Below are 19,569 nucleotides of genomic sequence, written 5' to 3'. Positions count from 1 at the left end.
GCCGCTTCGGAGGCCGTGCCAAGGTCGTCAGGTGCATGCCTGGATGGGCGCGAGTCCTTCACCCGGCCGCACCAACCTCTATGACGACCCTATGAAGTCCCGGCTTAGTCTGTCAATAATTTTCAGAGTTGATGTTCGTTCTGAATTTTTGTTTCAATAGGCGTGGCGCACTTGCTCGGATAGGGGCGCGCGGTTTTCGCCGGCGAGCGCGGAAACGGGTCGGAAAGGGACGGATTTGGGCATACAATCAAGCATCGAAGCGTCCGCGGACAAGTTCACGCCGGCCATGCGCCGGGTGGCCAAGGTGATTCTCGACCAGCCCAGCATTGTGCTTGACCAGACCATTTCCGAGATCGCGGACAGCTGCGGCACCTCGGTGGCGTCGGTGGTGCGGTTCTGCCGGGTGCTGGGCCTCTCCGGTTATGCACAATTGCGCATGGCGCTGGCGACCGAGCTGGGCAAGGAGGCAGCGCAATTCGGCACCGACCTGATCCTTGGCGCGGAAATCGCGCAATCGGACACTTTGCAGGAAATGGCCTCGAAAGTGGCGTCGCTGGAAATCCTGGCCATAGACGAGACCGTGTCGGGGCTCGACTATGGTGCCCTGGAGCGTGTCGTCGCGGCCATCGATGGTGCTGAGCGCATCTTGATGTTCGGGATCGGCGCCAGCCAGTTCGTGGCCCAGGACCTGCACCACAAGCTGTTCCGTATCGGCCGCAACGCCTTCCTTTTGGCTGATCCGCACGAGGCCTGGACAGCGGCGCTGCTCTCCCCGGCCGGAACCGTGGCGCTGGGCTTTTCCCATTCCGGCACCACCGCCGACACGGTGCGGTTTCTCGAAATTGCCCGTCAGGCCGGGGCCCTGGCCGTGGCGCTGACCGGCTCCCCCGATTCGCCCCTCGCCAAGGCGGCAGATGAGCGCCTGGTGAGCCGGGCGCGCGAAAGCCGGCTGCGCGCCGGCGCCATGGTCAGCCGCATCGCCCAATTGGCCATTGTCGATTGCCTGTTTCTCGGTGTCGCCAGCCAGCGCTACGAACAGACCGTCGATGCGCTGCGCCGGACGCGGGACGTGACCCACCCGAAGTGATTGCGACGCCATAGATTGCGAGTGCTCCTCGCGCCACCACGATTGCCTCGCGGGGGCAGCGAAGTGGCAAATCTCACCCTCCCCACAAGGGGGATGCGTCCACATCGATGTTGCCGCCGCGATAGACCAGACCGCCCGGACGATCCTTGGCGAGGATCAGGGGGCCGTCGAGGTCCACCCAGCGCGCTTTCGACGCCAGGAGGCGGGCCGGAAGCATGGATAGCGAGGTGCTGACCATGCAGCCAACCATGATGGCGAGCCCGAGTTCTTCGGCGCGTTGGGCCACGGCCAGCGCCTCGGTCAGCCCGCCGGTCTTGTCGAGCTTGATATTGACCGCATCATAGCGCCCGACCAGGGCCTCCAGACCATCCAGTGCATGCACGCTTTCATCGGCGCAGATCGGCACCAGATGATTGATCTCAGCCAGTGCCGCATCCGCGCCGGCGGGCAGAGGCTGTTCCACAAGTTCGACGCGACAATGGCGGCAGATGTCCAGCAGGACATCCAGGTCATCCTCATGCCAGCCCTCATTGGCGTCAACGACCAACCGGGTATCGGGTGCCGCCGCCCGTACCGCGCCCAGCCGTTCCGCATCGCCGGGGGCGCCGAGCTTGATCTTGAGGAGAGGCAGATGCGCCGCCCGAGAGGCTGCCACAGCCATGGCATCGGGCGTGCCCAGACTGACGGTGAAGGCGGTTTCGATGCGCTGAGGCAGAATGATGCCCGCCAACGCTGCCACCGAAGTGCCGGCGCGCCTGGCCTCGAGATCCCAAAGTGCGCAGTCGAGCGCATTGCGGGCCGCTCCCGGCGGCAGGGCGTCCTGCAATTCGAGCCGCGTCATTCCGCCAGCAAGGGCGGGCGCCAGGGCCTCGATGGCCGAAAGGGTCATTTCCGGCGTCTCGCCATAATGGGAATAGGGGGTGCATTCCCCGCGCCCGACATAGCCATCCTGTTCGAGCCGCACCGACACCACTACGGCCTCGCTCTTGCTGCCTCTGGCAATGGTGAAATGGCCGGCAATGGGAAAGGCCTCGATACCGGCGTCTAGAATAATGGTCATGGTTCGCTCAGCCCGGCATGGGGAGGAAGAAGTGATTGTCGTCTGCCTCGATCACCTGCTGCTGGGGCAGCGCCGCCTGGCGGCGGATGTCGTCGATCCGGCCCAGTTCGTCGGCGAAACGGATATCGTCGAAGCGACGGTCGGGATCCGGAACGGCGGAGAGCAGCAGGCGGGTATAGGGATGGCGCGGATCGTCCAATACCTTGTCGACATCGCCCCATTCCACGATCTGGCCGGCATACATGACCATGATGTCGTTGGCCACATAGCGCGCCGTGGCGATGTCATGGGTAATATAAAGCAGAGCCAGTTTCAGCTCGGCCTTCATGTCGTTGAGCAGGTTGAGAATGCCCTGGCGCACCGAGACGTCGAGCATGGAGGTCGGCTCGTCGGCGACGATGACCTCGGGATTGACCGCGAGGGCCCGGGCAATGGAGATGCGCTGCCGCTGGCCACCGGACAATTCGTGCGGGAATTTGCTCATGATCAGGCCGGGGTCGAGCTTCACTCGCTCGAGCAATTCCACGATCGCCGCCTGCCGCTGGGCAGCGTTGAGCCTCTTCTGATGCAACCTCAGGGGGCGCTCTAGATGATAGCGGATCGTATGGGTGGGGTTGAGCGCGGCAAACGGATCCTGGAACACCATCTGCACGGCGGAACGATAGGCTTTGAGCGCGCGCGCATCGACCCGGCCCAGCGGTGCGCCACGAAACAGCAGCCTGCCCTCATCAGGGCTATATTCTCGCATGATGAGCCGGGCGGCCGTGGTCTTGCCGGAGCCGGACTCGCCCACCAGCGCCAGCGTGCGGCCGGGATGGAGGGCAAACGACACCGCTCTTGCCGCATAGACCGGCTTGTCGGCGCGGCCGAAAATCTTGGAAACATTGTCGAGGGCGAGAATGGGATCGCTCATGGCCTCGCCTCCACGTGGGGCCGCTCGCCGTGCAACTTGGGCATCGAGGCCCAAAGACGCTTGGTATAATCGTGCCGCGGCTGACGATAGATGGCCTGGGCGTCGCCGATTTCGACCAATTCGCCTTCCAGCATGATGCCGATGCGGTCGCTGACCTGGACCATCAGGCCCAGGTCATGAGTGATGAACAGCACTGCAAAGCCGAGCTTTTTCCGCAGCACGTCGATACGTTGCAGGATTTCGCGCTGCACCACCACGTCAAGCGCCGTGGTCGGTTCGTCCATGATCAGAAGCTTGGGATCGAGCGCCAGGCAAATGGCGATGACGATGCGCTGGCGCATGCCGCCGGAGCATTGATGCGGATAGGAATCGAGCCTTTCGGGGGCAATGTCCACCAGCGTCAGCAATTCGGTCGCTCGGGCGCGCGCTTCGGCGCGGCTGATCCTGCCATGCGCCCGGAGCACATCGTAAAATTGCGCCTCGATGGTCAGTACCGGGTTCAGCGAGTTCATGGCGCTCTGGAACACCATGGCGACTTCCTGCCAGCGGAACTTGCGCAGCTCGTCATCGGAGAGATCGAGCACATTGCGCCCGCCCACGAGGATTTCGCTGCCCGTGCGGATAAGGGCGGGCGGACGATGTAGCCGGCTGACCGCAAAGGCGATAGTGGATTTGCCGCAGCCCGATTCTCCGGCAAGCCCAAAAAATTCGCCCGGCCCAATGTCGAAGCTCACATCCTTGACCGCATGGAAATCCGCTTCTGCCCCGACATAGTCGATATTGAGATTGCGGATGGAAAGGACGGGTGCGCTCATAGCTTGCCCTCCCCGAGCCGCACCATGCGGCTCCAGCGATTGAGCATGCCCCCGGTCCGGAGGCGCGGATTGGCGATTTCGTCGATGGCGAAATTGAGCAGGGCCAGCCCGAGGCCAAGAAAGGCGAGGGCAAAACAGGGCGCCAGCAAATCCCACCAGGCGCCGACCGCCAGGGCCGCCGCGTTCTGCGCATTATAGAGCATGATGCCCCAGGAAACGGTATTGGGATCGCCCAATCCGAGGAATTCCAATGTCGCTTCGGTGATCACGGCGAAGATGACACTGCCGATGAAATTGATGCCGACAATGGAAATGAGATTGGGGAAGATCTCGAAGAGCATGATGCGCCAGCCCGGTTCGCCCAGCATTTCGGCGCTCTTGACAAAATCGCGCTGGCGGATGGAGAGCGTTTCTGACCGCGTCACGCGCACGCCCCAGGCCCAGGATGTACAGCCCAGGATGATGGCGATGACCAGGGGGCTGGCCTGTCCGATAAAGGCGGCGAGCACCAGAAGCAGCGGCAGATTGGGCACCACCAGCACCATATTGGTGAAGAAATTGATCACCTCATCGACCACCCCGCCCTTATAGCCGGCGATGATGCCGAGAATGGTGCCGATGAGTGTTATGAGCAGGCCCGCGCCAAAGCCCACCGCTAGCGATACACGCGCCCCATGCACGAGGCGCGAAAATACGTCGTGGCCGAGCCGGGTCGTGCCCAGCCAGTGATCCCAGCTTGGCGGCTGGTGCGGCCGGCCCACGCGCTTGACTGGGCTATATTCGGTCAGCAGCGGCGCGAAAATGGCCACGAGAATGATGATGGAAATGATGATCAGGCCGGTCAGGGCCTTCTTGTTATATAAGAGTTGAGTGAGGAGCTTCATCGCGTCAGGCCTTTTTGAGACGCGGATCGAGCAGGACATAGCTCAGATCGACCACGAAGTTGGAGATGAGCATTGCGGCCGTCATGATCAGCAATTGCCCCTGGATCACCGGATAGTCGCGCGCGATGATGGCCTGATAGAGCGTGTTGCCAAGGCCGGGATAGTTGAACACCACCTCGGTCACCAGCGAGCCGCCCAGAATGGTGCCGATGGCGATGGCCAGGCTCGATACCGTGGGCAGCAAAGCGTTACGCGCCGCATACCAAAGCATGACATTGTTGTCGCTGAGGCCCTTGGCGCGGGCCATGACGATATAATCTTCGCCCAAGAGGTTGATCATGTTGTTGCGCATGGTGACGGCGAAACCGCCGGTCAGCACGAAGACCAGGGTCAAGAGTGGCAGGGTGCCGTGATAGAGCACGCTGGAAATGTAGCGCCAGTTCCAGGCGGGGTCGATCAGCGGATTGGCGGCATAGCCATTGGGGAACCAGCCCAGACTGTAGCCGAAGACGAACAGCATGATGAGCGAGACGACCACGGCCGGCATGGAACTGGAAAAGATGGCGCCCAAGGAAATCACCGAATCGAGTAGACTTCCGCGGCGCCACGCGGCGGCGACGCCCAGAAGACTGCCCATGGTAAAGCTGATCAGGGTGGCAATACCCATCAGGCCCAGCGTCCAGATCAGCGCCCGGCCCAGCAATTCGGTCACGGGCAGGGGGAAATACTTGATCGAGCGGCCAAGATCGCCGGTGAAAACGCTTTTGAGATAGGCGAAATATTGCTCGCCCAGCGGCGCATCGATGAACCCGAAGGTCAATTTTAGGGCATTGAGGTTTTCAAGGCTCAATTCCGATCCGGCGCTGGCGAACATGATCTGGATCGGATCGCCCGGCATCAAACGCGGTAGGAAGAAATTGATGGTCGTGGCAACGAGAAATGCCGCCAGGTAGAACGCCAGTCGCCGCAGCAAAAAGGCCATGGTGATGTGTCCTTCCTTGAAAGAGGGGGGATGCGCCGTTGGCGCATCCCCGAACGCTTTGCTCGAGCCTTATTCGGTCGGGTCGAGATCGAGCAGCTGCAGCAGGCGGGCCGGATTGGCGTTGGAGACGACCGGAGAATATTTCGGGTCTTCAGCATTGGCCCACCCGGTAAAGCGGCTGGTATTGTACTGGTAGAAGGAGGGGCTGTTGTAGACCGGGATGACCGGCATGGCTTCCGCCACGATCATCTGGATTTGGTCCATGACAGCGCGGGCTTCCGCCGCATCCTTGATCTGGGTGTACTGGCCCAGAAGCTCCATCACCTCGGCATTTTCCCAATGCGGCGCGGTAAAGCGCGACTTGCCGAAATCGTTCGGGTTGAACGAGCGGATATAGGGGAAGTACGGATCGGCCGCCGACGCCAGGGCGTTGAGGGTCATCGAGTACTCACCGGCGATCAGACCGGAGGTCCAGACCGCCGCTTCCGGGGTGCTCATCTTCACGTTGAGGCCGGCTTCAGTGAGGCTTTCCATGGAAATCTGCACCGCGTCGATCCAGTCGGTCCAGCCATTGGGCACCATGATGTCGATGGCGATGGGCGTGCCGTCCGGATTGTCGCGGAAACCGTCGCCATCGGCATCGACATAGCCGGCCTCATCGAGGAGCGCAGTGCCGGCGTCGAAGTCGAACTGACCATATTGGCCGAATTGCGTTGCCACCTCGGGATTGGCGAAGCTCTTGTAGAGCTCGCCCAGCATGGCCGGATCCTCGTTGATCAGCGGATAGCCGTAGCCGGCAATGTCCACAATGGTCTGCCGGTCGATCAGCATGGAGAGCGCGCGGCGGAAATTGACGTCGTTGAACGCCTTGCGGTTGTTCTCGTCCGGTGTGGTCATGCTGAGTTGGAACGAGACCAAGCTCGACGGGGTGAACCAATATTTGTGGTGCTCGGGATCCTTGGCGACAAAAGTATTGTCGATGTCGGGAATGAAGCTGGTCGCCCAGTCCAGCGTCCCTTCCGCCAGGGCTGCCAGCACCTGCGGGTTGTCGGCCAGTTGCGGCATGCGCAGGCAATCGACCTTGAGATTGTCCGCATCCCAGTAATGGGGGTTGCGGCATTGCTCGTAGACCTGCGGAGTGAAGCGGGTGATCTCGGTCATCGGACCCGAACCAACCGGGTTCTCGTTGGCGAAGGTCACCGGATCTTCGATCTCGGCCCACACATGCTCGGGGACGATGGGCATGCCCACAATGGTGTTGGCGATCAGCGAATTGGCTTCCTTGAGGTGGAAGGTGACAGCGCGTTCATCGACCTTTTCCACCGAATCCAGCAGCGCCGAGACGGAGATGAAGTCGAGGGCCGGGAACTTGGTGAGATAATCATAGGTGAAGATGACATCATCGGCCGTCAGCGCTTCGCCGTCCGACCACATGAGGTCGGGGCGCAGCACGAAGGTGATCGATTTGAGATCGTCCGCCAGTTCGTAGCTCTCCGCCAGGCGGAAGGTCGGGGTGTTGGACTTGAGGCGGTTGAACACCACGAGCGGCTCATAGATGAAGTCGAGCGTGGTGTAGCGCGCCGAGGTCTGGCCGAACGGGTTGAAATTGCGCACGAAGGTCGTGGTCTGCTCGGCGGCCAGCGTCAGCACATTGCCGCTGGCCTCCTGGGCCTGGGCCGGCGCTGCCGCCATAAGGGCCAGCACGGATGCGGCTGCAATCCATGAAATTCTGGTCATTTCAATATCTCTCCTTGCTTGCGGGCCCGCCGTCAGGCGAAGCCGTTCTCCCTGAAAATCGTCTCCACCTCGGCATGCAGAGCCTGCACGTCGACATGGGTGGACCCGAGCCGTTTTTCGGCGCGGGCAATGCGCGCGAGGCTCTGGGCACCCAGCGGGCGGGCCGCCTTGGCCGCCGCCTCGCTGGCGGCCAGATCGCCCTGGCTATGCAAGGCGATGTCATAACCGGCGTCGAGCGCGGCGCTCACGCGCTCGGGCCAGGTTCCGGTGAGCGCCTCCATGGTGAGGCAGTCGGTGATCAGCACCCCGTCAAATCCGAGATCGCGGCGGATCAGTTCGCAGACAAGCGGCGAAACCGAGGCGGGGTGATCGGGATCGATCCGGGTGAAGATAAGATGGGCGACCATGGCCCAGGGCGCGTCGCGCAGGGCGATGAAGGGCCGGAAATCGGTCTGCTGCATGTCCGCGACGCTGGCATCGACCACCGGGCAGGTAAAATGCGGATCGACGTTCACGCGGCCATAGCCGGGGATATGCTTGAAAATGGGCATGGAGCCCACTTCGAGCATGGCCTCCACCACCACCCTGCCGAGTGTCGTCACCAGTTCAGGGTCATCGCCGAAGGAGCGATTGCCGATGACGTTGTGGGTGCCGGGACGGGCAAGGTCCACCACTGGCGTCGTGCCGCTGCCAAGGCCCAGCTCGCCCAGCATCGTGCCCATGGCGAGAGTGGAGAGACGCAAGGCGTACTTTCCGGTTTCGAGATCCTTGCGGGCCAGGGCGCCAAATTCGCCCAGCGAGCGGAACAGCGGCCAATTGCCGTTGTCGAGACGCTGTACGCGGCCACCCTCCTGGTCGATATAGACCGGCGCGTCGGCGCGGCCGACCGCGCCCTTGAACTGGGCGACGAGGTGCCTGATCTGGTCGGGATTGTCGAGATTGCGCTTGAACAAGAACAGGCCGAACGGGTTGGCTTCCCGGAAGAAGGCGATTTCCGAGGGCGACAATTCATGTCCTGGCATGCCGACGAAAATAGCGAGGGGCGTGGACATGATCTCAGTTTCCTTCCGGCCGCGGCTTCAGGCGCAGCAGGTCTTGGTAGATGTCTTCCTTGTCGGAGGGGATCGGCATTGCTCCGGCGGCATTGACGTAAAAATCCACCGGCCCGGCCGAACCGATCACCGCATAGGCGTAGCCCTGCGCCTTCATGGCGGCCAGCGTGTGATAGAATAGCGCGAGGCCAATATTCTTGCCGCGCTGGTCTTCGGTCACCCCGGTGGGTCCGAAGAAGCCGCGCGCCGTGGCGTCGTAGCAGGCAAAGCCCACCAATTGGCCATCGACAATGGCGATCAGGCAGCCGGGCGGCTGATGGGCCATGGCGGCGCTGACTTCGCTGACCCAATACTCGGAGAAATGCGCGCGCACCCAATCCTTGATGATGTGCTGCTCGGGCGGCAGCGCCACCCTGATGCTCGCCCCCACTCCTTCGGTGCGCGCCTTGAGAATGTCCATCTGGCGGCTATAGAGATTGACGAGCAGGTCCATGATGAGGCCCGCCTAACTTGCAGCGCGCGGCTGGTGCTGCGCGGCGGCGCGGCGCAGGAAGCCATCGGCCTCGCGTAGCGCTGCCTCGCCCTCTTCAGCGTCCATGCCCGTGAGCGCCATCAGGATGGCGAGCTTGACGTTGTTCTGGCTGGCGGCGAGGAATTTTTCGGCCTCCTCGGCCGAGCGGCCGGTGACTTCCACCAGAATACGGGTGGCGCGGGCAGCCAGCTTTTCATTGCTGACCGACAGGTCGACCATGAGGTTTTCATAGGACTTGCCGATGCGGATCATGCTGGCCGTGGTCAACATGTTGAGCACCAGTTTCTGAGCCGTGCCGGATTTGAGCCGGGTCGAGCCGGTCAGGGCCTCGGGGCCGACCAGCGGCGAAATGGCGATGTCGGCCATGCGGGCAATGGCAGAATCGGGATTGCAGGACAGTGCCGCCGTTACCGCGCCGATGCTCCTGGCATAGTCGAGGCCGCCGATCACGTAGGGTGTCCGCCCGCTGACGGCGATACCCACCACCACGTCCTTGGCTGTGAGATTGATTTTTTCCAGGTCGCGGCGGCCTTCGTCGCGCGAATCCTCTGCGCCCTCGATGGGGTGGCGCAGCGCCCGGTCGCCGCCGGCGATGAGGCCGACAACCATGCCTTCGGGGACGCCGAAAGTGGGAGGGCATTCGGAGGCGTCGAGCACGCCCAGGCGGCCGCTGGTGCCGGCGCCCATGTAAACGAGGCGCCCGCCGCCCTTGAAGGCCTCGACGATGCGATCCACTGCGGCCGCTATGTTGGGCAGCACGGCGCGCACTGCGGCGGCAACCCGTGCATCTTCCGCGTTCATCGCCGCCAGGATTTCAGCGCTCGACATCAGGTCGATCTGCATCGTATCCGGGTTGCGGGCTTCGGAAACGAGCTGTTCCAGCTCGGCCATGAGGGTGGTTTTTGCCATTGTGCCTATGCTCAGGTTCCGGAGCGATGCTAGAAGTGAATATTCCTGGTGTCAACGCGGCAAGGAATATTGTATTCCATATTCAACGCTTTCCCCAGGGGCCGAAGGTGACAAGCCGGGCCTTGGTGCGGGAGAGAGCCTTGTTGCAATTTGGGGGAGGTCGGCTTTAGTCCTTCATGCAAAGGATCATGGCCGGCGCCACGGGAATTGAAATGTCGATATTGAAAGTCCTTAGCGCCAAGCTCGATACCATGACGCTTGCTGATCGTCAGATCGCCCAGTTCATAATCGATGATCCCGAACAGATGCTGACCCTGTCGTCGGCGGCTTTGGCCGCCGCCACCGGCCGCAGTCAATCAAGCGTGGTCAAGTTCAGCCAGAAACTGGGTTATGCCGGCTATCAGCAGCTCAAGCTGGCGGTGAACAAGGCCAAGGCTCTGGAAGGCCATGCCCCGGGCGGGGTCATTCATGGCACCATCGATGCCAGCGATACCTATGTGGCCATCCTGCAAAAGCTCATTGGCAGCAAATTGTTGTCCATGCGCGAAACCCTGGCCGCAAATAACGAGCAGACGATCGATTTGGCCCTGAATTCGCTGGTAAACGCCCGAAAAATTCAATTGGCCGGCGTTGGTGCCTCCTCGCTTGTGGCCAAGGATTTTTCCTACAAGCTGCTCAAGCTCGGCCGTATGGCGCTGATCGATAGCGACAGCCATATCCAGATTTCCAATGCCTCCGCGCTCAACAGCTCCGATGTGCTCCTGGCGCTCTCCCATTCGGGCAGGAGCGTCGAAACCCTGCGCATTGCCGAGGTTGCGCGCCAGCGCGGCGCCACGGTGATCTCCATGACCGGCCTGCAACCCAATCCGCTCCTGGACCTGGCTGACATTCACCTGTTCACGGTGGCCGACGAGGAGCGTGTGCGCTCCTCGGCCATCACCTCGCGCGACGCCCAATTGATGCTGATGGACATGCTCTTCATCCTGATGATCCGCCAGCAGGCCGATGCGCACGACTTTATCCACAATTCGGAAAGCGCCGTCACGGTTCTTAAGTCCCGGTAATCGCTGACGGTCCGACCCGCCGGATTGCCCTCTTCCGAGGACGCTGCCACTTGCGGGGTGTGTAATACATTATTCTTGACATGTAATTTTGTTGGAATTTAGTATTCCATGAACATGCGGCTCAGAATGCCGTGGAGGATTCCTGCGAGGCGGGACGGGATGGAGAGAGCAATTGGCTCAGCTATCGCTTCGGGGCGTCAAGAAGCGCTTTCGCGACACGGAAGTGTTGCACGGCATCGACCTCGAGATCGGTGATCGCGAATTCGTCGTTTTCGTCGGCCCCTCGGGCTGCGGAAAATCCACCCTATTGCGCCTGATTGCCGGGCTTGATCCGATCACCGACGGCGAATTCGTGCTCAATGGCCATCGCATGAACGACGTGGCTCCGTCGCGTCGTGGCATCGCCATGGTGTTTCAATCCTATGCGCTTTACCCGCATATGGATGTCTATGAAAACATGGCTTTTGGCGCGCGCCTGATGGGCCTCGATAAGCCCGAGGTTGACAGGCGCATTGCCGAGGCGGCGCAGATGCTGCGCCTCGATAGCCTTCTCAAGCGCCGCCCGCGCGAATTGTCCGGCGGGCAGCGCCAGCGCGTCGCCATCGGCAGGGCGCTGGTGCGCAAGCCGGATGTGTTCCTGCTCGACGAGCCGCTGTCCAATCTCGATGCGGCTTTGCGTTCGGACGTTCGTCTCGAGATTGCCCGGCTGCACCGCGAGATCGGCGGCACCATGATCTATGTGACCCACGATCAGGTCGAGGCCATGACCCTGGCCGACAAGATCGTGGTCATGAACAATGGCCGTATCGAGCAGGTGGGCTCGCCCCGCGCGCTCTATGAGACGCCAGCCAATATCTTCGTCGCCACCTTTATCGGTTCGCCGCGCATGGCGCTGCTGGATGTGACGCGCAATGGCGATCGCCTCGGCGTCGCTGGCGGCGGCGCGATCCGTGTCGAGGCTGCGCCCGCCGCGGAAAAGCTCAAGCTGGGCCTGCGGCCGGACGCAGTCCGCCTCAGTCGTGGCGCGGCGGACGAGGGGTTTTCCGCCAGCGTCGTCTACACGGAATATCTGGGCGACAACGCCTATGTCTATGTCCGCCTCGCCGATGGCACCCTGCTTTCGGGTCGCACCGGCCCCAATGAGCTTTTTGCGCAGGACGAGGCGGTGACCGTGAGTTTCGCGCCGGACGCGGCGCATTATTTTTCCGCCGAGGATGGCCGGCGGCTGGAGCCCTGACAGGCTCTGGCACAGTCCATGCCAAGACGTTTTCAAGGGAAGGAAACCTGATGAAGAATACAATGATCCGCACCGGCGCCATTTTGAGCGCCGTGCTCGTCGCGGCCCCGGCTTTCGCCCAGGATTTGACATTCTGGAGCTGGCGTCAGGAAGACCGCGCCGCTTACGAACAGTTTATCGACACGTTCGAAGCGGCCAATCCGGGCATCAACGTCAAGTTCGAGACGTTTGAAGCGGCCAACTACAACACGATCCTCTCGACCGCTCTGGCCGGTGGCACCGGCCCCGACGTGATGATGGTTCGCGCCTATGGCGGCCTGGAAAATGTCGCTTTGGCCGGCTATCTCGAGCCGCTGTCCACCGACAACGTTCCGGCTTTGGCGGATTTTGCCGCGCCGGCGCTCGCTGCTGAAAGCGTACGTGCCGATGGCAAGGTCTATGCCGTGCCCTTCGCCAGCCAGACGCAATTGGTGATCTACAACAAGGCGATTTTCGACGCCAACGGCCTTGAAGAGCCCCAGACCTGGGACGAATTGGTCGCCGCCAGCCAGAAGCTCAAGGATGCCGGCGTCATCCCCTTCGCCAATGGCACTGCCACGGCCTGGCAGAACGAGACCGTCACTTTCGGCCTCGGCTCCTCGCTCATGGGCACCGATTTCTACAATGAATTGATGGCCGGCACCGCCGACTTCACCGATGCCCGCTTCACCGGCGCGCTGGCCGCAGTGGCCGAGCTGGCGGACAATTATTTCCCCGACGGCTTTATCGGCCTCGACTATCCTTCGGCCCAGCAATTGTTCGCCTCGGGCATGGCCGGCATGTTCGTCGGCGGCTCTTATGAAATGGCGACCTTCAAGGGCCTGAACAAGGATATCGAATTGGGCGTCTTTGCCGCCCCCGGCAAGGCCGCGGACGACGCCAAGCTGGTTGGCCTCTATTTCGACGGTGGCTATGCCGCCAATGCGGCCGGTGCCAACAAGGAAGCCTCGGTCAAGTTCCTCAATTACCTGGCCAGCCATGAATTCGGCCAGGCCTTCGCCAATACGCTTTCCAACATCTCGACGGTTCCGGGCGTCACCTTCGACAACCCGCTGCTCGCCGAGGTCAATGACCTGAACAAGTCCTCGATCCCCTACCTGATGCTCGCTCATTTCCGTTATGGCGAACCTTCGGGCTCGGTGTTGATCCAGGGTGAAATGCAGAAGCTGTTTGCTGGCGAAACCACACCTGAAGCCATCGGCGAAGCTCTGACCTCGGGCCTTTCCGCCTGGTACGAGCCGTTCAAGAAGTAAGGCGGTCCTCCCTCCGCCCTCGGGGGTGGCCTTAGCGCTACCCCCGCACCTCTCGCAGGAGCGCGCCCTTCAATGCCTCAATTTCGGATGACCGGCCGTGGCCTCTGGATCACAGCGCTGATCGTGCCGCCCCTGGCCTTCGTTGCGTTGTTCATTGTCTATCCGATCATTTCTGCCTTCGCCTATGCCTTCTTCGATTGGCAGGGCCTTCGGCGCGGCGCATTCGTGGGGCTGGAAAACTTCCATACCGTCTTGTTCGTCGAGCCCTATCGAAGCTGGACGCTCAACGCCTTCAAAAACAATATCATTGTCTTCTTCGCGCTCATGGTGTTGCAGAATGGGCTGGGATTCATCCTTGCCTATGCGCTCTGGCGCGAACTGCCGGGCGTGCGTTTCCACCGCATCGCCGTCTTTCTACCGGTCGTTCTTTCCACCATCATCGTCGCCTATCTGTTCAAGCTCTTCTACCATCCCCTGTTCGGCATGGTGAATGTCGGCCTTAAGAGCCTGGGTCTTGGTTGGTTGGCCCAACCCTGGCTCGGCCAGGGCAATACTGCGCTTTGGAGCATCATCGCCGCGCAGGCCTGGCACATGGTTGGTTTTCCCACCCTGGTGTTCCTCGCGGGCATGCAGCGCATTCCCGGCGAAATCCTTGACGCCGTGCGCATGGAAACCGAAAGCGAATGGGTCAAGATCACGAAAATCGTCTGGCCATTGGTGGCGCCAAGCGCCACGATCGTCTTCACCCTGCTGTTTGTCGGCGCCTTCAACTGGTTTGAACTGCCCTATATCATGGGGGGGCTAGATGGCTCGCCCTTCGGCTCGACCGACGTTCTGGGGCTTTATTTCTACCGCACCGCTTTCGGCAACGTGTCGTCCGGCCAGCAGGATTTCGGTCTCGGCAGTGCTCTCGCCGTGCTCATCTTCGTGTTCGTCGCGGTTATCGCCTCGGTGATCACGGTGCGGCTGCGGGCCCGGGAGATTCAGCTATGAGCATCGCCAATGCCGCCCATTACGAACAGAAAGGCCTCTTGGGTCGCCTGGGCCGCGACGGGCTGTTACAGGTCATTCTGATCGCCAATTCCATTCTGATGCTGGCGCCCATCGTCATCATGGTGTTCTCGGCCTTCAAGACCACGCCGCAGATTTTCCAGTCGCCGTTCGGCCTGCCCGATTTCACCCAGATCGGCAACTTCCTGAAAATCTGGACCGAGACCAATTTCCTGCGCTACCTGTTCAATTCCTTCGTTGTCACCGGTGCCTCGATGGTGCTGATCCTGACGCTGGGGACCATGGCCGCCTATGCCATCGGCCGCTATGCCTTTACCGGCGCCAATTTCATCCTCATGTTTTTCCTCGCCGGGCTGACCCTGCCGCTCAAGCTCGCCATCATCCCGCTCTTCATGTTGATGCGGGATCTCTCCATTCTCAACAATCAGCTTTCGCTGATCTTCGTCTATACGGCCATGGGCCTGCCCACGACCGTGTTCATCATGACCGGATTTATCCGCACACTGCCGAGTGAACTGGAGGATGCGGCGCGTATGGACGGGGCCAGCGAAGCGCGGATCATGTGGTCGATCATGCTGCCGCTGGTGCGCCCTGCCATGGTCATTGCCGGCATCCAGAACGTGGTGCCGATCTGGAACGATTTCTTCTTTCCGCTCGTTTTCATCCAGAACGACAACCTCAAGACGCTGCCGCAGGGGCTGACCACCTTCATGGGCGAATATACCACCGATTGGGGCGTGCTGTTCTCGGGCCTTACCCTCTCGGCAGCGCCGATCATTCTCATCTATATTGTGCTTTCGCGGCAATTCATTGCCGGCATGACCTCTGGAGCGGTGAAATGATGCTGCCGCGCGGTCTCGTCGTCTCCTGCCAGGCGCGGGCGGACAATCCCCTGCATGGCCCGCGCTTCATGGGCGCCATGGCGCTGGCGGCCAGCGAGGGCGGCGCGGTGGCCATTCGCGCAAACGGACCCGCCGATGTCGCCGCAGTATTGGCGGCGGGCCTGCCGATCATCGGCATCAACAAGATATTTTCCGAGACCCATCCGGTCTATATCACTCCCGATTTTGCCGCCGCCGCGGCCATTGTCGAGGCAGGTGCAGGCATCGTGGCGCTCGATTGCACCGAACGGCCGCGCGCCGGAGAGCATCCGCGCCTGTTGATCCGTCGTATCCGCGAGGAATTGGGCGCCGAAGTTTTTGCCGATATTTCCACCGCCGAGGAAGGTTTCAAGGCGGCCGATTGGGGGGCGGATTATGTCGCCACCACCTTGTCGGGCTATACCGAGGTAACGCTTCCCAAGCCCGAAACTCCTGACATCGAACTGCTCGAAATGCTCTCCTCCCGGCTTGCCATTCCCGTGGTGGCCGAAGGGCGCTACAATTCTCCCCAATTGGTGGGCCGCGCCTTCGAAGCGGGTGCCCATGCGGTTGTCGTGGGGACCATGATTACCAATCCGCGTGAAATTACCTGCATGTTCGTTCGGGACGGCGTGCCCTCGTGACTTCAGTGTATCTGGGATTGGATGTGGGCGGCACGGCCAGCCGCTGGGTGGCCTGCGAGACTGGCGGGAATATTCTGGCGCGTGGCGAGGTCGGCGGCGCCACCGCCCATGTGTTCAACCCGGCCGAACGCGCCCGTCTCGCCGGCATGCTGGACCAATTGGCCAGGGCTCTTGCCGAGGCGGGGCTGGCTGCGAATAGTCTGGTCGCTGGCTTCACCGGTTTTGGCGCTGCGGCAGCAGCGGATATCAGCGACATGGCCGGAACCGCACTGGGCATCGTGCCGGAGACGGTGCTCGTCAGTGACGACATCGTCCTCGCCTATGCGGCGCATTTCCAGCCCGGCCAGGGCCATTTGATTTCGGCGGGAACCGGCTCGATCGGTATTCATGTGACGAAAGCGGGCGAGACCATCCGCGTCGGTGGGCGCGGTATCCTTATCGACGATGCTGGCTCGGGCAGTTGGATCGCCCTGCGGGCGCTCGATCACATCTATCGCGTGCTTGATCGCCAGGGGGATTTTGCTGGGGTGGAATTGCTGGCCGAGCACCTGTTCGCCCTGGTCGGCGGGCGCGACTGGCATGATGTGCGCCAATATATCTATGCCGGAGATAGAGGCCGCATCGGTGCGCTCGCTTTGGGCGTAGCCCAGGCCGCCGAGGCAGGAGACGCAGCGGCGCTGGACATTTTGCGCGGGGCGGGGGCCGAATTGGCTGGGCTGGCTTTCGCCTTGCTGAAGCGCGCCGGGCCGGAGCCTGTTGCCGCTATTGGCGGTGTGCTGCAATTGCATTCCATCATCGCAAAAAGCCTGATCGAGTGCCTCCCCGGCGCCGAGGTGACCCGCCCGGCCATCGACACGGCACTGGCCGCTGCTCGTCTCCGTCCGGGACAGGCCTGGCATAGTCTCCTCAGCACAAGCGCCGCCAAGACCTGATCATAGGAGAAGGTGGAAGAAGGGTACGGCGGCTAAAATGCGAAACGTTCGCGCGCAACGATTTCGGAGAGAAAATCGGAGACCACCGTCACGCGCTTCATGGTCCTGAAATCCTCGTGCAACACTGTCCAATAGGACCGTTTGAGCGCATGTTCGGGCAGGATGCGGACAAGATTGTCGTCCCTGCCGGCCATGAAGGCGTGAAGAATGCCGATGCCCGCGCCCCAGCGCACCGCCTCGGTCTGTCCCATGGCCGAGGATACGGCGATCTGCGAACGCCATTCTGTGCTGAATGCCGCCGTATAATCGAGCGAGGCAGTGTAGAGCAGATCCTCGACGTAGCCCACCAGACGGTGAGAGCGCAGGTCGTCAAGGCTAGCCGGCGTGCCATGGCGGTCGAGATAGGCGCGTGAGGCATATAGCCCAAGTGAATAATCGGTGAGTTTGCGCGCCACCAGACGTCCTTCGCGAGGGCGCTCCAGCGTCACTGCGATATCGGCCTCGCGTCGCGACAGCGAGAAGGCCCGGGGGACCGGCACCAGTTCGATCCGCAAGAGGGGGTGGCGTTCGACCAGCTCATGTAGTCGTGGTGCGAGAAAGGCAACGCCGAAACCGTCAGGGGCGCCGATGCGCACGATGCCCTCGATCTCGCTATCGGCGTCAACCGCTTCCGCCGCCGCCAGCCCGGCGCTTTCCATGGCCTCGGCATGGATCAGGAACTGCTCGCCCTGCGCGGTCAGTTCGGTGCCGTTGGTGCGCCGCATGAACAGCCGGCTACCTATGGCCTGTTCCAGCGCCGACAATCGCCGCGCCACTGTCGCATGATTGAGCCCAAGGGCTTTGGAGGCCCCCAGGATTTGCCCATTGCGCGCCACGGCGAGAAAAATACGGACATCGTCCCAGTTCATTTGACTATAAATTTCGCACAACTGATGCGCGATTGCGCGCGTTGATGTGCGATTTGTATAGGTCGATTATTCCCTCCAGCCAAGGAAGGATTATCATGCGCACTATCGGACACTTCATCGACGGCGTCGAAACCAGCGGTAGCTCGACCGAATTCCAGGACGTTTTCAACCCCGCAACCGGGGAAGTACAGGCGCGTGTGGCGCTGGCCAGCCAGGCCGATCTCGAAGCCGCCGTCGCCTCGGCCGCCGCAGCCCAGCCGAAATGGGCCGCGACCAATCCACAGCGCCGGGCGCGTGTCTTTTTCAAGTTCGTCGCCCTGATCAATCGCGACATGCAGGAACTGGCCGAACTGCTCAGCGCCGAGCACGGCAAGACCGTCGAGGATGCCAAGGGCGACCTGCTCCGAGGCCTGGAAGTCTCCGAATTCGTCGCCGGTGCGCCCCATTTGCTCAAGGGGGAATTTACCGATGGCGCCGGGCCGGGGATCGACATGTATTCCATGCGCCAGCCGGTCGGCATCGGCGCCGGCATCACGCCGTTCAATTTTCCGGCCATGATCCCGCTCTGGATGCTCTCTCCCGCCATTGCCGCCGGCAATGCCTTCATTCTCAAGCCGTCTGAGCGCGATCCTTCCGTGCCGGTGCGGCTGGCGCAATTGGCCATTGAGGCGGGCCTGCCCAAGGGTATTCTGAACGTGGTCCATGGCGGCAAGCCGGTGGTGGACGCCATTCTGGAGCACGAAAAAATCGAAGCTATCAGCTTCGTGGGCTCCACGCCCATCGCGCGCTATGTCTATGGTGCCGCGGCTGCCAACGGCAAGCGCGTACAGGCTTTTGGTGGCGCCAAGAACCACATGATCATCATGCCTGATGCCGACATGGACAAGGCCGCCGACGCCCTGATGGGCGCGGGCTACGGCTCGGCTGGCGAACGTTGCATGGCCGTTTCGGTGGCGGTGCCGGTGGGTGAGGGTACGGCTGACCGTATTGTCGCCGCCCTCAAGCCGCGCGTCGAGACGCTCAAGGTCGGTCCGGCGACCGACCCTGCATCGGAAATGGGCCCCGTCATCACCAAGGCCAGCCAGGACCGCATCAAGTCGCTGATTTCCAGCGGCGAAGAGCAGGGGGCCGAGCTCGTCGTCGATGGCCGCGACTTTGCACTCCAGGGCTATGAGAACGGCTATTTCGTCGGCCCAACCCTTTTCGACCGGGTGACGGCAGACATGGACATTTACAAGGAAGAAATCTTCGGTCCGGTGCTGAGCGTCGTGCGCGCCAGTACCTATGAGGACGCAGTGAGCCTGATCATGAACAATGCCTATGGCAATGGCACGGCGATCTTTACCCGCGACGGTGATGCCGCCCGCGACTTCGCCGCACGCATCAATGTCGGCATGGTCGGCGTCAATGTGCCGGTGCCGGTGCCGCTCGCTTATCACAGTTTCGGTGGCTGGAAGGCCAGCGCCTTTGGCGACCTCAACCAGCATGGCACCGATTCCATCAAGTTCTGGACCCGCACCAAGACCGTGACGGCCCGCTGGCCCAGCGGTATCAAGGACGGCGCCGAGTTTCAGATGCCGACGATGAAATAAACCCTCAAGAGAGGGATCGGCACCGATCACGTCTCGGGGTGGCACGGCTGGTCCTGCC

General features: G+C 61.9%; 19 protein-coding genes. 9 read left to right on the top strand and 10 right to left on the bottom strand.

The window, feature by feature from the left end:
- The first annotated feature begins 235 nt into the window (after positions 1 to 235).
- Complete coding sequence (locus H0482_RS13685) at positions 236 to 1,087, top strand: MurR/RpiR family transcriptional regulator (RefSeq protein ID WP_193730630.1); 852 nt, start codon at positions 236 to 238, stop codon at positions 1,085 to 1,087.
- A gap of 73 nt (positions 1,088 to 1,160) precedes the next feature.
- On the opposite strand, the gene dgcA is transcribed toward H0482_RS13685, so the two are convergent.
- From dgcA to murQ, 9 genes are all read right to left on the bottom strand, one after another.
- A complete protein-coding gene (dgcA, locus tag H0482_RS13680) occupies positions 1,161 to 2,147 on the bottom strand; it encodes an N-acetyl-D-Glu racemase DgcA (RefSeq protein ID WP_193730629.1) in 987 nt (328 codons plus the stop codon).
- Positions 2,148 to 2,154: 7 nt separating this feature from the next.
- Positions 2,155 to 3,060, bottom strand: a complete 906-nt coding sequence (locus H0482_RS13675; RefSeq protein WP_193730628.1) for an ABC transporter ATP-binding protein — start codon at positions 3,058 to 3,060, stop codon at positions 2,155 to 2,157.
- Entirely contained in the window at positions 3,057 to 3,875 is an 819-nt protein-coding gene (locus tag H0482_RS13670; RefSeq protein WP_193730627.1) for an ABC transporter ATP-binding protein, read from the bottom strand. Before H0482_RS13670 ends, H0482_RS13675 begins: the two co-directional genes overlap by 4 nt.
- Positions 3,872 to 4,759, bottom strand: a complete 888-nt coding sequence (locus tag H0482_RS13665; RefSeq protein ID WP_193730626.1) for an ABC transporter permease — start codon at positions 4,757 to 4,759, stop codon at positions 3,872 to 3,874. Before H0482_RS13665 ends, H0482_RS13670 begins: the two co-directional genes overlap by 4 nt.
- Positions 4,760 to 4,763: 4 nt before the next feature.
- Positions 4,764 to 5,741 carry an ABC transporter permease gene (locus H0482_RS13660; protein WP_193730625.1) on the bottom strand — a complete coding sequence of 326 codons (978 nt, stop codon included), beginning with the start codon at positions 5,739 to 5,741 and terminating at the stop codon, positions 4,764 to 4,766.
- Between the two features lie 69 nt (positions 5,742 to 5,810).
- Positions 5,811 to 7,478 carry an ABC transporter substrate-binding protein gene (locus H0482_RS13655; protein WP_193730624.1) on the bottom strand — a complete coding sequence of 556 codons (1,668 nt, stop codon included), beginning with the start codon at positions 7,476 to 7,478 and terminating at the stop codon, positions 5,811 to 5,813.
- A 32-nt stretch (positions 7,479 to 7,510) separates the two neighbouring features.
- A complete protein-coding gene (locus H0482_RS13650) occupies positions 7,511 to 8,533 on the bottom strand; it encodes a glycoside hydrolase family 3 protein (RefSeq protein WP_193730661.1) in 1,023 nt (340 codons plus the stop codon).
- A 1-nt stretch (position 8,534) separates the two neighbouring features.
- Positions 8,535 to 9,026, bottom strand: a complete 492-nt coding sequence (locus tag H0482_RS13645; protein ID WP_193730660.1) for a GNAT family N-acetyltransferase — start codon at positions 9,024 to 9,026, stop codon at positions 8,535 to 8,537.
- 9 nt (positions 9,027 to 9,035) lie between these two features.
- A complete protein-coding gene (gene murQ / locus H0482_RS13640) occupies positions 9,036 to 9,971 on the bottom strand; it encodes an N-acetylmuramic acid 6-phosphate etherase (protein ID WP_193730623.1) in 936 nt (311 codons plus the stop codon).
- A 212-nt stretch (positions 9,972 to 10,183) separates the two neighbouring features.
- Between murQ and H0482_RS13635 the strand changes: the two genes are divergently transcribed.
- The 7 genes from H0482_RS13635 (at position 10,184) to H0482_RS13605 (ending at position 17,011) form a co-directional block, all read left to right on the top strand.
- A complete protein-coding gene (locus H0482_RS13635; RefSeq protein ID WP_193730622.1) occupies positions 10,184 to 11,035 on the top strand; it encodes a MurR/RpiR family transcriptional regulator in 852 nt (283 codons plus the stop codon).
- Positions 11,036 to 11,207: 172 nt separating this feature from the next.
- Complete coding sequence (locus H0482_RS13630; protein ID WP_193730621.1) at positions 11,208 to 12,272, top strand: ABC transporter ATP-binding protein; 1,065 nt, start codon at positions 11,208 to 11,210, stop codon at positions 12,270 to 12,272.
- A gap of 50 nt (positions 12,273 to 12,322) precedes the next feature.
- A complete protein-coding gene (locus H0482_RS13625) occupies positions 12,323 to 13,564 on the top strand; it encodes an extracellular solute-binding protein (protein ID WP_193730620.1) in 1,242 nt (413 codons plus the stop codon).
- 72 nt (positions 13,565 to 13,636) lie between these two features.
- The gene (locus H0482_RS13620; protein ID WP_193730619.1) at positions 13,637 to 14,557 is read left to right on the top strand and encodes a carbohydrate ABC transporter permease; all 921 of its coding nucleotides are present in this window, start codon (positions 13,637 to 13,639) and stop codon (positions 14,555 to 14,557) included.
- Entirely contained in the window at positions 14,554 to 15,417 is an 864-nt protein-coding gene (locus tag H0482_RS13615) for a carbohydrate ABC transporter permease (RefSeq protein WP_193730618.1), read from the top strand. Before H0482_RS13620 ends, H0482_RS13615 begins: the two co-directional genes overlap by 4 nt.
- On the top strand, positions 15,414 to 16,079 hold the full coding sequence (locus tag H0482_RS13610) for an N-acetylmannosamine-6-phosphate 2-epimerase (RefSeq protein ID WP_193730617.1): 666 nt from the start codon (positions 15,414 to 15,416) through the stop codon (positions 16,077 to 16,079). The genes H0482_RS13615 and H0482_RS13610 overlap by 4 nt, the downstream gene beginning before the upstream one ends.
- Positions 16,076 to 17,011 (top strand): N-acetylglucosamine kinase, encoded by a 936-nt coding sequence (locus tag H0482_RS13605; RefSeq protein ID WP_193730616.1) that lies wholly within the window; start codon positions 16,076 to 16,078, stop codon positions 17,009 to 17,011. The genes H0482_RS13610 and H0482_RS13605 overlap by 4 nt, the downstream gene beginning before the upstream one ends.
- Positions 17,012 to 17,043: 32 nt before the next feature.
- Here H0482_RS13605 and H0482_RS13600 read toward each other — a convergent pair whose 3' ends face one another.
- The gene (locus H0482_RS13600; RefSeq protein ID WP_193730615.1) at positions 17,044 to 17,919 is read right to left on the bottom strand and encodes a LysR family transcriptional regulator; all 876 of its coding nucleotides are present in this window, start codon (positions 17,917 to 17,919) and stop codon (positions 17,044 to 17,046) included.
- 95 nt (positions 17,920 to 18,014) lie between these two features.
- On the opposite strand from H0482_RS13600, the gene H0482_RS13595 reads away from it, so the two are divergent.
- Positions 18,015 to 19,511 carry a CoA-acylating methylmalonate-semialdehyde dehydrogenase gene (locus H0482_RS13595; RefSeq protein WP_193730614.1) on the top strand — a complete coding sequence of 499 codons (1,497 nt, stop codon included), beginning with the start codon at positions 18,015 to 18,017 and terminating at the stop codon, positions 19,509 to 19,511.
- Positions 19,512 to 19,569: the final 58 nt, after the last annotated feature.

The sequence above is a fragment of the Devosia faecipullorum genome, from assembly GCF_015158295.1.
GTDB classification, from domain to species: Bacteria; Pseudomonadota; Alphaproteobacteria; order Rhizobiales; family Devosiaceae; genus Devosia; species Devosia faecipullorum.
The sequence above is the reverse complement of the archived record's forward strand: the minus strand, read 5'-3'. Positions and strand labels throughout refer to the sequence as shown.

Bases quoted from the DNA above. Each gene is read 5' to 3' on its own strand.
- dgcA (WP_193730629.1), bottom strand. From the start codon at position 2,147: ATGACCATTATTCTAGACGCCGGTATCGAGGCCTTTCCCATTGCCGGC.
- H0482_RS13665 (WP_193730626.1), bottom strand. From the start codon at position 4,759: ATGAAGCTCCTCACTCAACTCTTATATAACAAGAAGGCCCTGACCGGC.
- H0482_RS13620 (WP_193730619.1), top strand. From the start codon at position 13,637: ATGCCTCAATTTCGGATGACCGGCCGTGGCCTCTGGATCACAGCGCTG.
- H0482_RS13670 (WP_193730627.1), bottom strand. From the start codon at position 3,875: ATGAGCGCACCCGTCCTTTCCATCCGCAATCTCAATATCGACTATGTC.
- murQ (WP_193730623.1), bottom strand. From the start codon at position 9,971: ATGGCAAAAACCACCCTCATGGCCGAGCTGGAACAGCTCGTTTCCGAA.
- H0482_RS13610 (WP_193730617.1), top strand. From the start codon at position 15,414: ATGATGCTGCCGCGCGGTCTCGTCGTCTCCTGCCAGGCGCGGGCGGAC.
- H0482_RS13625 (WP_193730620.1), top strand. From the start codon at position 12,323: ATGAAGAATACAATGATCCGCACCGGCGCCATTTTGAGCGCCGTGCTC.
- H0482_RS13595 (WP_193730614.1), top strand. From the start codon at position 18,015: ATGCGCACTATCGGACACTTCATCGACGGCGTCGAAACCAGCGGTAGC.
- H0482_RS13635 (WP_193730622.1), top strand. From the start codon at position 10,184: ATGTCGATATTGAAAGTCCTTAGCGCCAAGCTCGATACCATGACGCTT.
- H0482_RS13660 (WP_193730625.1), bottom strand. From the start codon at position 5,741: ATGGCCTTTTTGCTGCGGCGACTGGCGTTCTACCTGGCGGCATTTCTC.
- H0482_RS13675 (WP_193730628.1), bottom strand. From the start codon at position 3,060: ATGAGCGATCCCATTCTCGCCCTCGACAATGTTTCCAAGATTTTCGGC.
- H0482_RS13600 (WP_193730615.1), bottom strand. From the start codon at position 17,919: ATGAACTGGGACGATGTCCGTATTTTTCTCGCCGTGGCGCGCAATGGG.
- H0482_RS13615 (WP_193730618.1), top strand. From the start codon at position 14,554: ATGAGCATCGCCAATGCCGCCCATTACGAACAGAAAGGCCTCTTGGGT.
- H0482_RS13655 (WP_193730624.1), bottom strand. From the start codon at position 7,478: ATGACCAGAATTTCATGGATTGCAGCCGCATCCGTGCTGGCCCTTATG.